The sequence below is a fragment of the Nonomuraea sp. NPDC050790 genome, assembly GCF_044456745.1.
GTDB lineage: Bacteria > Actinomycetota > Actinomycetes > Streptosporangiales > Streptosporangiaceae > Nonomuraea.
On record NZ_JBITGF010000013.1, the window covers coordinates 1 to 13,955 of the forward strand.

Here is a 13,955-nt window from a genome sequence, read left to right on the forward strand (position 1 = left end):
GGCCTCCCGACCGCTGAACGAACGTGATCAGCTCATCCAACCGGCAGGACCGTCCTACGCGCCAACCCGGTGATCGTTTCCGGTCACGGCACTAGGGGGTTTCGGGGGTGTTGGTCGGGCTGGTGTGGCGGGTTTGGATGTGGGGTGGGGGCGGGGTGGCTGGAGGCAGGACCGGGTCGGGGACGGGGGTGCCGAAGGTGGTGGCCAAGGGGAGGACGCCGGCCCAGATGGGGAGGGCGTAGTCCGTGTCCTCGTCGTTCGGGGGGCCGGTGCGGAGCTTTACCGAGGCTTCCGTCAGGTCCAGTGCCAGGACGCTTGTCGCGGCCAGCTCCTTGCGGCTGGGGCGGCGGGCGTAGTCCCACTGGCCGGGGGCCAGGTGTTCGGTCAGGGCGCGCAGGCCCTCCAGGCGTTCCTCCTGGTCGGTGACCAGGCGGGCGGTGCCGTAGATCATGGCGCTGCGGTAGTTGAACGAGTGGTTGAAGACCGAGCGCGCCAGCACGATGCCGTCCACGTGGGTGACGGTCACGCAGATCTCGGTGTCCTGGCCCGAGCGGAGCGACCTCGCGCCCGTGGAGCCGTGGAGGTACAGGGTGTCGCCTATGCGGCCATAACCGGTTGGGACGACCATCGGGTGCCCGTCGTGCACCACGCCCAGGTGGCAGATCAGCCCGGTGTCGAGCACGTCGTACAGGTCGGCGCGGTCGGTGCTGGCGCGGTGCTTCTCGCGGCCGAGCGTGGTGCGGGGTGTGGTGGAGAGCATGCGGTCCATCCTGCTCGGAAGTGGACTTGTAGATTAGGGCCACTAAATGCTGATTCGTGGAGACCACTTCCTGTGCGTAGCCTTCTTGACCTGCCAGTTGTCCTCAACCGGGATTCCGGCCTGCCGCTTGCCGGTCAGCTCACCGCCTGGCTGCGGGAGGCCATGCGGGGCGGGGCGCTGGCCCCCGGTGAGCGGTTGCCGTCCAGCCGGGGGCTGGCGGCGCAGCTCGGCGTGAGCCGTACCGTGGTGACGGAGGCCTACCAGCAGCTTTACGCGGAGGGGTGGCTGGACGGGCGGCACGGGTCGGGGACGTTCGTGGCCCAGATGTACGCGCCGCCGCCGGCCGTCGACACCACCGTGACCACCGCGGCCCCGGCTGCCTCCGGGCCGGCTGAGCCGGTGATCAATCTGGCGCCCGGCGCCCCCTGGGTGCGCGACGTCGATCGGGCCGCGTGGAAGCGGGCCTGGCGCCGGGCGGCCGACCTGCCGCCTGGCGACGACCCCGACCCGTACGGCCTGCCGTACCTGAGAGAACTGCTGGCGGCGCACCTCAGACGGACCAGGGCCGTGGCGGTCGGGCCGGAGAACGTGCTGGTCACGCGGGGAACGGCCAACGGACTCGACCTCGTCACGCTGGCGCTGCTCGGGCGGGGCGGGCGGGCCGGGGTGGAGGATCCCGGCTACCTGGTCACGCGCAACGTGCTCGCCGGGCGGGGTGTCGAGGTGGTGCCGTGCCCGGTGGACGGCGACGGCGTGATCGTGGACGGGCTGCCGGAGGATCTGGGCGTGCTGTACACGACTCCGGCGCACCAGTACCCGATGGGCGGGCGGCTGCCGATCCCGCGCAGGGAACGACTGCTGGCGTGGGCCAGGCGGACCGGCGCGATGATCGTGGAGGACGACTACGACGCCGAGTTCCGCTACGACGTGGCGCCGCTGCCCGCGCTCTACGGGCTCGACCCGTCGCGGGTGGTGCTGCTGGGGACGCTGTCGAAGTCGCTCGCCCCGGACGTCGGCGTCGGCTGGCTGGTCGGCCCCCGCGACCTTCTGGACAAGATCGCGGGCATTCGCACGGATCTGGGCGACCGTACCAGCGGCCCGGTGCAGCAGGCGGTCGGGACGCTGCTGGAGCACGGCGACCTCGACCGGCACCTGCGCCGGATGCGCCTGGAGTACGCGCGCCGCCGGGCCGCCGTGGTCGAGATCCTGGGCCCGGTCTGCCACCTGCACGGCGACACCGCGGGCCTGCACGTCCTGGCGGAACTGCCCGCCGGCGTGGTGCCGGAGATCGTGCGCGCGGCCGCCGCACGCGGCGTGCGCCTGGACTCGGCCGAGCGCCACCATCACGGCCCGCAGCGGGTGCACGGCCTGGTCATCGGGTACGGCTCCGCGTCCCTGGCCGACGTGCGCAGGGGCTGCGCGATTGTCGCGGACCTCATTGCGCCGCGGACCAGAGCAACGTTCTAATGTGGTCCCATGACCGTTCCCGGCTTGGACTGGCCACGACTGACCGACTGGATCGCCGCCAACCTGCCCGGCGCGGGCGAGGCGCTCTCGGCCTCGCTGATCTCCGGCGGCAAGTCGAACCTCACCTACCGCGTCGAGTGCCGCGAGCGGCCGGTCGTGCTGCGCCGCCCGCCGCTCGGGCACGTGCTGCCGACCGCGCACGACATGCGCCGCGAGTGGCGGGTGATCTCCGCGCTGAACGGCACGCCGGTCCCGGTGCCGGAGGCCCTCGCCTTCTGTGCCGACGAGGAGGTCATCGGCGCCCCCTTCTACGTGATGGGGCAGGTGGACGGCGCCGCCGTACGCACCCGGGCTGAGCTCGGCGACCCGCCGCCCGAGCAGGCGCGGCGGCTGTCGGAACGGCTCGCCGAGATCCTCGCCGCCATCCACGACGTCGACTACCGACAGGTGGGGCTGGGCGACTTCGGGCGGCCGGAGGGGTATCTGGCCAGGCAGTTGCACCGCTGGGAGCAGCAGTGGGAGCGGTCTAAGGCGGCGGATCTTCCCGAGTACGACCGGCTGGTCTCGCGGCTGCGCGAGCGCATGCCGGAGCGTTCGGAGAGCACGCTCGTGCACGGCGACTACCGGCTGGACAACACGCTGGTCAGGCGGGATCCGCCGGAGATCCTGGCGGTGGTCGACTGGGAGATGTCAACGCTGGGCGATCCGCTGGCGGACCTGGGGCTCACGCTCACCTACTGGCAGGATCCGGGGGACGCCGAACGCGCGAGCGTGCCCGTGGCGGGGGACGTGACGCTGGCGCCGGGGTTCCTGAACGCGGCCGAGTTCGCCGCGTGCTATGCCAAGGTGTCCGGCCGCGATATTTCCGACATCAACTACTACGTCGCCTTCGGCAACTTCAAGCTGGCCGTCATCGTCGAGGGTATCCATGCCCGGTTCCGGCAGGGTAAGACCGTGGGAGAGGGCTTCGACGGCATCGGCGCCGCCGTACCCACGCTGATCGCCCGCGCCCACCGCATGCTCGACCAGGAGGCCCCATGAGTACGGTCGCGTTGATCACCGGAGCCGCCAGCGGGATCGGCGCGGCCGTCGCCAGGCGGCTGGCGCGCGGCGGCGCCCGCTGCGTGCTCGTCGACATCGACGCGGACGGCGCGGAGCGCCTCGCCAAAGAGCTCGGCGGCACCGCGGTGGCCGGCGACGTCACCGACCGCGAGACCTCCGCGCGGGCCGTCGCCGCCGCCGAGCGCGCGTACGGCCGGCTCGACCTCGTCCACCTCAACGCCGGCATCACCGGCGGCGTGGACCTGGCCGCCTTCGACCCCGACCGGTACCGCCTGGCCGTGGGCGTCAACATCGACGGCGTCGTGTACGGCGTGGCCGAATCCCTGCCCGCCCTCGTCCGCGCGGGCGGCGGCGCGATCGTGGTCACCTCGTCGCTGGCTGGGCTGGTCGCCTATGACGGTGACCCGGTGTACACGATGACCAAGCACGCGGTGGTGGGGCTGGTGAGGGGGCTGGCCAAGCCGCTGGCGGCGTCCGGGGTGCGGATCGGGGCGGTGTGTCCCGGTTTCACCGATACGCCGTTGGTGGCTGGGATGCGGGAGGTTTTCCTGGGGGCCGGGTTCCCGCTGCTGGACGCGGAGGACGTGGCGGCGGCGGTGGAGTCGGCCTTCTACGCTGAGGAGCCCGGGGCCATCCTGGTCGTCCAGCCGGGACGCGCCCCCGTCCCCTACCGCTTCGCCGGCGTCCCAGGCCCCGCAGGCGGCCAACGCCCACCAACTCCTAACCCGGCCTAGGCGCTCCACCACCCTGCTCCCCTGCGCCGCGGGTCACCCCCTGCCGTGGCGGTCACCCTGCTGCTCGCTGCCTGGCGCCGCCTCTCGTGGACGTCTCGCCACCACCTCCCGCGCGTGGCCTCCCCGCGGGCGTCCCGCCACTGCCTACCGTGCGTGGCCTCCCCGCGGGCGTCCCGCCACTGCCTACCGTGCGCCGCGTGCCCGTCACCTCGAAGCCCGGAGGTCCGGGAACCGCTGGGAGGGCCGGTGGAGGGCCAGGGGTAAAGCCCACTGGATGACCAAGGGCGGGGGTCAGGGGTGGGCCGGAGTCGAGGCCGGGGCTGGAGTCCGGGGCGGGGGTCGGGGCGGGGCGCGGGCTGGGGCCGGGGGTCGAGGTCGGGGTTGGGGGCCGGCGTGGGGCGGGGGGTGAGGGTGGGGGTGGTGGGGAGGTGGGTGGGGGGACGGACCGAGAAGGTATTGGTGGAAGCGTTCACATCCGGAGATGTCAGTAGTTTCATGAAAACCTGACCGCTAGATCGCACGTCCAATCTGGTGGGCCGCCTCCTGATTGGAGTTGGCGATGGAGTGGAGTGCCCCCGGGTACACCGAGATCCGACAGCTCGGTACGGGCGGAAGTGGCCGGGTCGTCCTGGCCGTGCATGACGACACCGGTGTCAAAGTCGCGATCAAATACCTGGCGGACCGGCTCAGGCAGGACCCGGCCGCCCTGGCCAGGTTCCAGTCGGAGGCCCGGCTGCTGACCACGTTGCGCGACCAGCACATCGCGACGATGTGGGAGTACATCCAGGAGCCCGCCGGCGCCGCGATCGTGATGGAGTTGGTCAACGGCGTGTCCCTGCGCGCCCTGCTGCGCGAGAACGGCACCACGAGCCCCGAGGCGGCCCTGGTCGTGTTGAAGGGTTCGCTGCTGGGGCTGGCCCGCGCGCACGCGATCGGGCTGGTGCACCGGGACTACAAGCCGGAGAACGTGATCGTCCGGGAGGACGGGGCCAGCAAGCTGGTCGACTTCGGCATCGCCGTACGGGAGGGGACGGCCGCCCATCCCGAGGGCACGCCGCCCTACATGGCGCCGGAGATGTGGGCGGGCGGCCCGGCCTCTCCGGCCACCGACGTCTACGCGGCGACGGCGGTCTTCTTCGAGTGCCTGACCGGCCACCGCCCCTACCGCTCGACGGAGCCGAGCGTGCTGGGCTACCAGCATCTGCACGCGCCGATCCCGGTCCACGACGCGCCGGAGCCCGTACGCGAGCTCGTGACCAGGGGCATGGCCAAGCACCCCGACCAGCGCCCGGCGAGCGCGACGGACTTCGTGGCCGAGCTGGAGGAGGCCGCCAGGGCGGGCTACGGCGAGGACTGGGAGGAACGCGGCAAACGCCGCCTGGCCGCCCTCGTGGCCCTGCTGGCGACGCTGTGGCCGGTCCCGGAACCGGTCGCAACGCCTCAGGTCACCACGTCCGTGACCAAGACGGTCTTCAAGGCGATGCGCCACAACGCGGTCAGGATGGGCGTCGGCACGGGCCTGGCGGTCGCGGTGGCGGTCGCCGCGGTGGTGATCCTGAGCTCGCGCGGCCCCTCCCCCACCCCGGTGGACGTGGTCGCGGCCTCCCAGAGCCCGGCGCCGCTCAGCCCGGCGCAGTTAGGCACGCCGCCGCCGACCACGCCGGAGCCGGTCGACCCGAGCGCGGTGGCCTCCGTGCCGGTGGCGGTGGTCCCGTCGGCGTCGGACCCGTCCAGCCCCGAGGCCACGGACCCGGTGGACACCTCCGAACCCACCACGAACCCCACCACCAAGGCCCCGCCCACCACGGACCCGACCACCAAGCCACCGACCCCCACGAAGACCCCGCCCAAGCCCACGAAGACCCCGACGCCCCCGGCCGCCGTCTCCGGCCTGGGCATGGGCAAACTTTCGCTCTCCGCCACGAACGCGGCCACGGGAACGGCCACCGTACGCGCGACAGGGACCGGCACGGTCACGCTCACGGCCCGCTTCACCGTCGGCGGCACGGTCGTCAAGACCACGCGCGCCCGCCTGAGCGGCGCGCTCACCTACACCCGCTCCTTCAGCCACACCCTGGACGACGACGCGTGCGGCGAGCGCGTCACGCTGACCGTCACCACCTCGCCCGCCGCGGCCGGAGGCGCGAAGAGCGCGAGCGCGAACCTCCCCGACTGCCCCACGGACGTGACCGGCCTGCGCGTGGCGCTCTCGGTGGCCGAGCCCCCCGGACGTTCGGTGAGCATGCGGATCTCGGCCGCGGCCAGCGGGACGGCCGCGATCCCGATGCGCGCCGCCCTCTCCCTGAACGGCGAGCCCGTCCTGACCCGCGAGGCGACCCTGTCCGGCGACACGTCGTACACCCGCGCCTACAGCCACACCTTCGACAAGCGCCCGTGCGGCGGCACGCTCACGGTGACGGTGACCGCGGGCGACCGCCAGGCCACGTCACGCGCGGCGGTCGCCTGTCCGGCGGGCGTGCAGCGCGTCAGCGTGCTGCGCGCCGCCCTCGGCGCGCGCGGTCAGGCCAGCACGACGGTCGCCGTCACCACCGTCAACGAGCAGGCGGTACGGCTGAGCGTCACGTTCACCGTGGCCGGTCGCACGATCGGCAGCGACGCCGCGGACCTGTCCGGCCAGACCGCCTATACCAGAACCTTCTCGTTCTCGGCCGGGAAGACCCCCTGCGGATCCAGGTGGTCGGTGACGGCGTCGGCCGGTGGACGGGCGGACAGCGCGAGCGGACAAACCCCCGCCTGCCCCTCTGAACCCTCCGAAAGCCCGTCGGAGACGCCAACAGAACAGAAACCTTCCGAGAAGACGTCGAAAACGCCCAAACCGGAAGGGTGAAATAACCGACTTCTCGGGAGTAAGACGGGTTACACTGCCGTGCGTCTGCTGTGGGTGGGGGCCCTGACGACTCCAGAGAAGAGGCGTTATGTATGGGCATTGGGGGGTTCCCGGCTACACCGAGGTACGCGAACTCGGTGCCGGTGCGTCAGGACGCGTAGTCCTGGCCACCCGGGACCACGACGGCGCGCAGGTCGCCATCAAGTATCTGTCCGACGAGCTGCGGGCCGACGTCACGTTCGTCGCCCGGTTCCGCCATGAGGCCCGGCTGCTGGGCACCATGCGCAGCCCGTACAACGCCCGGCTGATCGACTACGTCGAGTCCGGCGAGGGCGCCGCCATCGTCATGGAGCTGGTCAACGGCGTCTCGCTGCGCGAGGTGCTCGGCTCGGAGGGTCCCACGGGGCCCGAGGCCGCGCTCTCCGTGCTGAAGGGCTCGCTGCTGGGCCTGGCCGAGGCGCACGCGGTCGGCGTGGTCCACCGGGACTTCAAGCCGGAGAACGTGATCGTCCAGGGCGACGGCACCAGCAAGCTGGTCGACTTCGGCATCGCCGTACGGGCCGGACAGGGGTCGAACACCTCGGGCACGCCGCCGTACATGGCGCCCGAGCAGTGGTCTGGCGCGCCCGCCGCGGCCACGACCGACGTGTACGCGGCCACGATCGTCTTCTTCGAGTGCCTGACCGGCGCCCGGCCCTACCGGGCGACCAACCTGGCCGCGCTGGCCCGCCAGCACCACAGCACGCCGCCGCCGGTCGAGGAGGTCCCCGAGCCGCTGCGGGGACTGGTCGAGCGCGGGCTGGCCAAGCATCCCGACGAGCGTCCGCCGACGGCCGAGGCGCTGCTGGCGGAGCTGGAGGCGGTCGCGGTCGAGGCGTACGGCCCCGGCTGGGAGGAGCGCGGGCACCGGCGGCTGGCACGGCTGGCCGGGCTGCTGCTGCTCATGTTCCCGACGCCGCCCGAGGAGGCGGTCGAGGTCGCGACCACCATGGCGCGCTCCGATCTCGGCACCCCCGCGGCGAAGCTGATCAGCAAGCTCGGGGCGAAGATCGCGATCGGCGCGGTCTGCACCGGCGTGCTCGTGGCCGTCGCGGTCGTGGTGGTCAGCGCCTCCGACGCCCAGCCCACCCTTCAGGCGGCCCGCAGTACGCCCACCGCCAGCGCGTCCACGCTCGAAGTCCCCCTGCCAGAGGAGACCACCGAGGAGCCGGCGCCGGAGGAGACCACCACGCCCGAGCCGACGCCGGAGCCCTCCGACACGGTGACCGCGGCGCCGCCGCCCGTGGCGGTGACGACCAAGCCGGCCTCCAAGACGCCGACTCCGAAGCCGACGCCCACCCCCAAGGCGACGCCGACCAAGACGAAGAAGCCGACCAAGTCGCCGTCGCCGAGCGAGACGCCGGACGAGGGCATCACGGGACGGTCCAGCGCCGACGAGACCCGGCCACCGTCCAGCTCCGCGCCGCCGACCACCTCGGCCCCGCCGACCACCCGGCCGCCCACGAGCCGACCCACCACCCGGCCGCCGACCACTCAGCCGCCCACCAGCCCACCGCCCACGACCCAGCCGCCGGAGGGCGAGCCGACCCGCGAGAAGGAGCCGACCCGCGGCGAGCGGGCCGAGGCCCAGCAGGGCGGCGGGGGCGTGGCGGCGGTGCTGGCCTTCGGGCTGGTGACGTCCGGCGCGGTACCCGTCACACTTGCCGTGAAGCGCCACATGACCGGCAGACACCGCAGGAGGCGCTAGGAGACCCCCGGGGGTTAGGACGGCGATGAGCAACGCGAGCGAGTCCATCGCCGGTTACCGGCTCACGGACCACACCCGCATCACCGAGCTCGGCACCTGGTACGACGCCATCACGCCGGACGGCCGCAGGGCGGGCGCGCTGCGGTTCGACGGCGGCGTGGTCGGCCTGCCCGGCGTGCGCGAGCGCGTCGTGGCCACGGTGGTGGCCGACCGGCCGCTGACGCAGAACGGGCTGGACGGCCTGGCGCAGGTGGCCGACGTGGTGGCGGCGGGCGAGGAGGTGTGGCTGCTGACGGCCGGGCCGATCAGCCCGTCGCTGGGTGAGCTGATGGCCGCCCGCGCGGTGGACCCGCCGGGGGCGGCAGCCGTACTCGTGGAGACGGCGCAGACGCTGCAGGCGCTGCACGCGTCGGGACTGGCGCACGGCGCCCTGCACCCGGCCACGGTCGTGATCGCGGAGGACGGCTCCGCGCTGCTGATCGAACGCGGCCTGGCCGACGCGGTCAGGGGCCTGCGCGCGGCGCCTGAGCGGGACGTGTCGGCGTGGGCGTCGCTGGCCAGGGCGCTGGGCGCGGACTGCCCGGCGCCGTCGGCCCAGTTGCTCGACAGGGCCGCGGCGACCGCCACGCTCCACGGGCTCGCGGCGGCCAGGGACGTGCTGCTCGGCCAGCGCGAGGTCCTGCCGGGCGGCCAGATCACCCGCGACCGCCTCGCCCAGGAGGTACGCAACAGGACGACCCTGGAGATCGGCGTCAACCCGATCCCAGACCGCGACGAGGGCCAGATCGTCACCCTGCTGCACGTGCCCGCGCTGGAGCAGCAGCACTTCGGCCCGGGGGTGTCCGCGTCCATCGGCACCACGGCCGAACGGATCTGGCGGGAGGGCAGGACGGCCGCTCCGGCCGTCCGGCGGGGGCGGGCCGCACGGGCGCGGCGGCGGCGGACGATCCTGGCGGCGGCGGTGTTCGCGGTGATCCTGGCGGGCGCGCTGCTGGCGTGGTTCCGGCTGAGCGGGTCCTCGACGCCGCTGGCGGTGACCTCGGTCGACGTGACGGCCCCGAAGAAGGCCCAGGGCTGCGACGCGGACGTGCTGATCAGCGGCAAGATCATCACCAACGGGTCCTCCGGCGAGTTCGTCTACGAATGGGCGCAGAGCGATCGCAAGGAGAAGATCCGCCAGACCCAGCGCACCACGTCCGACAAGTCGTCCTACACGGTGCCGCTGAAGTGGAAGGTGTCGGGCAAGAGCACGGCCAAGCTCACGGCGACGCTGACGGTGATCTCGCCGCAGCGCCTCCAGGACAAGGCGAGCTTCACCTACAAGTGCTGACAATGCATCTCATACCAGTTCTTACTACTCTGGCGACATGACCTCGCAGACCCCGGCGGGCTGGTACCCCGACCCCTATGGTTCGCCCCAACTCCGCTGGTGGGACGGCAACCAGTGGACCGACGCCACGCACGCGCAGGAGCAGCCGCCCCCGACGCTCGTCGAGGGCGGCTCGGACTGGTCGGCCCATCCGGCCAACCCCACGCTGCAGTTCGGCCAGCCCACCCGGGGCCAGGGCCAGTACGGCCAGCCCGACCCCCAGGCGGCCTCCGGCCCGCAGCCGCAGCCCGGGTCCACGCCCTTCACCCAGCCCTCCTCCGGCGCCGGGCCGTACGCCCAGCCGCCCTCCGGAGGGAACGCGTACGGTCAGCCCTCGTCCGGCCCGAACCCCTACGCCCAGCAGCCGCAGGGCCAGTACGGCCAGCAGGGTCAGTACGGCCGGCAACCCGGCCAGTTCAGCCAGCCCCCCTACGGCCAGCAGCCCGCCCAGTACGGGCAGTACGGCCAGCTCCCCGGCCCCGGCCCCTACGGCCAGCCACCGAAGCGCTCAGGCGGCGCCCTGCCCTGGATCCTCGGCGGCGCGGGCGTGCTGGTCGTGGTGGTCCTGATCGTGGTGGCCGCGGTCGTCGTGGTCAACAGGACCGGCGGCACGACCGCGCAGAGCACCCCGCCGCCCTCCACCGACATCTTCCCGAGCCCCACCGAGACCCAGGACCCGGGCAACACCGCCCCGCCGGACCCGCCGCCCACGCAGTTGCCCAGCATCCAGGACGGCCGCATCACCGACCCCCAGGCGGGCGTGTCGTTCCAGGTGCCCGACGGCTGGACCGTCCCTCCGGCCGACCGGATCAACGGCACCGACCCGACGCAGCAGAGGTGGAGCGGCGCGGTCGAGGCGGTCTCGCACGCGAAGTACGACGGCGAGTCCAACTGGATCGGCAACATCTACACCGGCACGCTGAACGAGCTCTACCCCTACGAGAACGCGCAGGGCCTGCAGACGGCGACCGGCGCGGTGCTGGCCTCGTTCAGCAACTACTACCAGCTCACGCACACCCGCAAGATCACCAAGAACGAGGCGATCAAGATCGGGGACAAGGACGCGTGGGTGCTGCAGTTCGAGCTCGACTTCTCCAAGATCTCCGAGGAGAAGAAGTACAAGTGGAAGAAGGAGAACGGCGCGGTCGTGCTCATGGACCGCGGTCCGGGCGAGCGTCCGGCGCTGGTGTACGTCTCCGTTCCCGACAATCTGGGCACCGATGTGGTGGACCAGGTTATCGGCTCTCTCAAGCCCGCCTGAGCAGGGGCACTAGGCTGAGCCCATGAGTGACTTGCTCGTATGGATCGACTGCGAGATGACCGGCCTCGACCTGGGTCGCGACGCGCTCGTCGAAGTGGCGTGCGTCATCACCGACAGCGAGCTCAACCAGGTGGACGAGGGCGTCGACGTGGTCATCAAGCCCCCGCCCGAGTCGCTGGAGCAGATGTCGCAGGTGGTGCGCGAGATGCACACGGCCTCGGGTCTGCTGCCGCTGCTCGGCGGCGGGGTGACGCTGGCCGAGGCCGAGTCGCTCGTGCTCGACTACATCCGCCGGCACGTGACGGAGCCGAAGAAGGCCCCGCTGTGCGGCAACTCGATCGGCACCGACCGCACGTTCATCTCGCGGGACATGCCGGCGGTCGACGCGTACCTGCACTATCGGATGATCGACGTGTCGTCGATCAAGGAGCTGGTGCGCCGCTGGTATCCGAGGGTGTACTTCGCCGCGCCGGAGAAGCAGGGCGGCCATCGGGCGCTCGCGGACATCACCGAGTCGATCAGGGAACTGCGCTACTACCGGGCCGCGGTGTTCGTCGGCCAGCCGGGTCCCGACTCGGTGACGGCCCGCGGACTCGCCGAACAGGTCAGCGGTTAATCGGGTGGCGTAAAGACTCCCGAACACCGCTACACTTTTCCTGTGCCGCCGCGATGCGGCACGCATGGTGGGCGTAGCTCAGTTGGCAGAGCGCCAGGTTGTGGTCCTGGATGTCGGGGGTTCAAGTCCCCTCGCTCACCCCAGTGTGATGGCCGGTCCTTCGGGACCGGCCATCGTCGTTTTCTCCGGCATCGTCCCCAAACCAGGACTTTGCGAGTTATGCTCGCTGTCTACCGCTAGCGCCGGAAGTCACGGGGGTCCTCGGCGATCTGACCGACATCGTGCCCACGGAGGCCGGATGAGAGTCGACGACACCGCCTTCGGCGGCGTGTTCACATCCTTAAGCAAGCGCGAGGCCGAGGTCATGGACCTGATAGCCACAGGTCAGTCCAACGGCCAGATAGCCCAGCGCTTGTTCCTGAGCGAGAAGACCGTGAAAAACCACGTCAATCGCATCTACGCCAAACTCGGCGTGGATTCCCGCGTCACCGCCATAGGTCTGTGGAACTCGAGGTCAAGCGACTAATCTCCACGACCACTTTCCCGTACGGCGGAGCCGCCCCCACCCCAACCGCCACAAAGGGCTGGGGGCCCTCCAGGGTGACGCTCCTCCGCCTCACCGCCGCCCCGCCGTGACGCGCGCCCGCGGACCACCCGGGTGGCAGACCCCCGTGCCACCGGTCAGGACCACGGGCCCGCCAGAACCCCGGCCGCCCGCGCCAAAGCGCCGTGCCCGGAACCCGCCCGGCCAGGGCCGCCCTCCCGGCCTTGCGCGGGATCAGGGAAGGGCTTTGGCTATCGCCCTGAGGCCGTGGTCCAGATCCTGTTCGGGGATGTTGAGCGCCGGGCGCAGCCGTACGGACCGCTCGCCGCACGGCAGGACCAGCACGCCCTCGTCCTCCCGCAGGCGGCCGACCAGCGCGTCGCGCGCGCCCGGGTCGGGCAGGTCGAAGGCGATCATGAAGCCGCGGCCCCTGGCGTTGGACATCACGTCGGGGTGCTCCGCCTGGATCTTGGTCAGGCCCTCCAGCGCCTGCTCGCCCAGCCGGGCGGCGCGGGCGATGAGGCCGTCGCGCTCGACGATCTCCAGCAGGGCGCGCGAACGCACCATGTCGACCAGGCCGCCACCCCAGGTGGAGTTGATCCGGCTGCTGACCTGGAAGACGTTGTCGGCGACCGCGTCCACTCTGCGCCCGGCCATGATGCCGCCCACCTGGATCTTCTTGGCGAACGCCACGATGTCGGGTTCGAGGCCGAGCTGCTGGTAGGCCCAGGGGGTGCCGGTGGTCCCGCCGCCGGTCTGCACCTCGTCCAGGACGAACAGCGCCTCGTACTCGTGGCACAGGTGCTGCATCGCCCGCAGAAACTCCGGCCGCATGTGGTTGTCGCCGCCCTCGCCCTGGATGGGCTCGGCGATGAAGCAGGCGATGTCGTGCGGGTTGGCCTCGAACGCGGCACGGGCCTGGGCCAGCGCGCGCTCCTCCGCGGCCGCGACGTCGCCGTGGTGGATGGCGGGCACCTCGATGCGCGGCCAGCCGAAGGTGGGGAAGCGGTCGGTCTTGGCCGGGTCGGTGTTGGTGAGGCTGAGGGTGTAGCCGCTGCGTCCGTGGAAGGCGCGGGTCAGGTGCAGGACCTTCGTCCCGAGGGTACGGCCGCGCCCGGCCGCCTCGTTGCTCCGGCTCTTCCAGTCGAAGGCGGTCTTGAGCGCGTTCTCGACGGCCAGCGCCCCGCCTTCCACGAAGAACAGGTGGGGCAGCTCCGGGTCGCCGAGCACGCGGCTGAAGGTGTCGGCGAAGTCGGCCAGGTGCTCGGTGTACATGTCCGGGTTGGCGGGCTTGTTACGCGCCACCTCGCCCAGGAGCCGTGCCGTCTCCGCGTCGAACGGGGGGTTCACGCCCAGCGGGGCCGAGGCGAAGAACGTGTAGAAGTCGAGGTATCGGCGGCCGGTGCGCAGGTCGGTGAGCCAGGAGCCCTGGCTGCGTTCGAGGTCGAGCACCAGCCGGTAGCCGTCGACGAGGAGATGGCGGGCGAGGCGGTCGAGTACGTCCATGTCTTCCTCCCGGGTGAGCCAGACACGACATACCTTCCCTA

General features: G+C 72.0%; 11 protein-coding genes and 1 tRNA gene. 10 read left to right on the plus strand and 2 right to left on the minus strand.

Annotated elements, in window-relative coordinates; all coding sequences use genetic code 11:
- Positions 1-91: 91 nt before the first annotated feature.
- Positions 92-760, minus strand: coding sequence for a pyridoxamine 5'-phosphate oxidase family protein (locus ACIBEJ_RS45415; RefSeq protein WP_397189205.1), 669 nt, complete (start codon positions 758-760; stop codon positions 92-94).
- Positions 761-832: 72 nt separating this feature from the next.
- On the opposite strand from ACIBEJ_RS45415, the gene ACIBEJ_RS45420 reads away from it, so the two are divergent.
- The 10 genes from ACIBEJ_RS45420 to ACIBEJ_RS45465 all read left to right on the plus strand — a co-directional run bounded on the left by ACIBEJ_RS45420 (position 833) and on the right by ACIBEJ_RS45465 (position 12,390).
- Positions 833-2,227, plus strand: coding sequence for a PLP-dependent aminotransferase family protein (locus ACIBEJ_RS45420; protein ID WP_397189206.1), 1,395 nt, complete (start codon positions 833-835; stop codon positions 2,225-2,227).
- 9 nt (positions 2,228-2,236) lie between these two features.
- A complete protein-coding gene (locus tag ACIBEJ_RS45425) occupies positions 2,237-3,268 on the plus strand; it encodes a phosphotransferase family protein (RefSeq protein ID WP_397189207.1) in 1,032 nt (343 codons plus the stop codon).
- A complete protein-coding gene (locus ACIBEJ_RS45430) occupies positions 3,265-4,023 on the plus strand; it encodes an SDR family oxidoreductase (protein ID WP_397189208.1) in 759 nt (252 codons plus the stop codon). Before ACIBEJ_RS45425 ends, ACIBEJ_RS45430 begins: the two co-directional genes overlap by 4 nt.
- Positions 4,024-4,582: 559 nt before the next feature.
- On the plus strand, positions 4,583-6,871 hold the full coding sequence (locus tag ACIBEJ_RS45435) for a serine/threonine-protein kinase (RefSeq protein ID WP_397189209.1): 2,289 nt from the start codon (positions 4,583-4,585) through the stop codon (positions 6,869-6,871).
- Positions 6,872-6,959: 88 nt separating this feature from the next.
- Positions 6,960-8,618 (plus strand): serine/threonine-protein kinase, encoded by a 1,659-nt coding sequence (locus ACIBEJ_RS45440; protein WP_397189210.1) that lies wholly within the window; start codon positions 6,960-6,962, stop codon positions 8,616-8,618.
- Positions 8,619-8,643: 25 nt separating this feature from the next.
- On the plus strand, positions 8,644-9,948 hold the full coding sequence (locus ACIBEJ_RS45445; RefSeq protein ID WP_397189211.1) for a hypothetical protein: 1,305 nt from the start codon (positions 8,644-8,646) through the stop codon (positions 9,946-9,948).
- 37 nt (positions 9,949-9,985) lie between these two features.
- A complete protein-coding gene (locus tag ACIBEJ_RS45450) occupies positions 9,986-11,248 on the plus strand; it encodes a DUF2510 domain-containing protein (RefSeq protein WP_397189212.1) in 1,263 nt (420 codons plus the stop codon).
- A 22-nt stretch (positions 11,249-11,270) separates the two neighbouring features.
- Positions 11,271-11,864 (plus strand): oligoribonuclease, encoded by a 594-nt coding sequence (gene orn, locus ACIBEJ_RS45455; RefSeq protein WP_397189213.1) that lies wholly within the window; start codon positions 11,271-11,273, stop codon positions 11,862-11,864.
- Between the two features lie 67 nt (positions 11,865-11,931).
- Positions 11,932-12,007, plus strand: a tRNA-His gene (locus ACIBEJ_RS45460).
- 155 nt (positions 12,008-12,162) lie between these two features.
- Positions 12,163-12,390 carry a LuxR C-terminal-related transcriptional regulator gene (locus ACIBEJ_RS45465; RefSeq protein WP_397189214.1) on the plus strand — a complete coding sequence of 76 codons (228 nt, stop codon included), beginning with the start codon at positions 12,163-12,165 and terminating at the stop codon, positions 12,388-12,390.
- Positions 12,391-12,642: 252 nt separating this feature from the next.
- On the opposite strand, the gene lat is transcribed toward ACIBEJ_RS45465, so the two are convergent.
- Positions 12,643-13,914 carry an L-lysine 6-transaminase gene (lat, locus tag ACIBEJ_RS45470; protein WP_397189215.1) on the minus strand — a complete coding sequence of 424 codons (1,272 nt, stop codon included), beginning with the start codon at positions 13,912-13,914 and terminating at the stop codon, positions 12,643-12,645.
- Between the last annotated feature and the right edge of the window lie 41 nt (positions 13,915-13,955).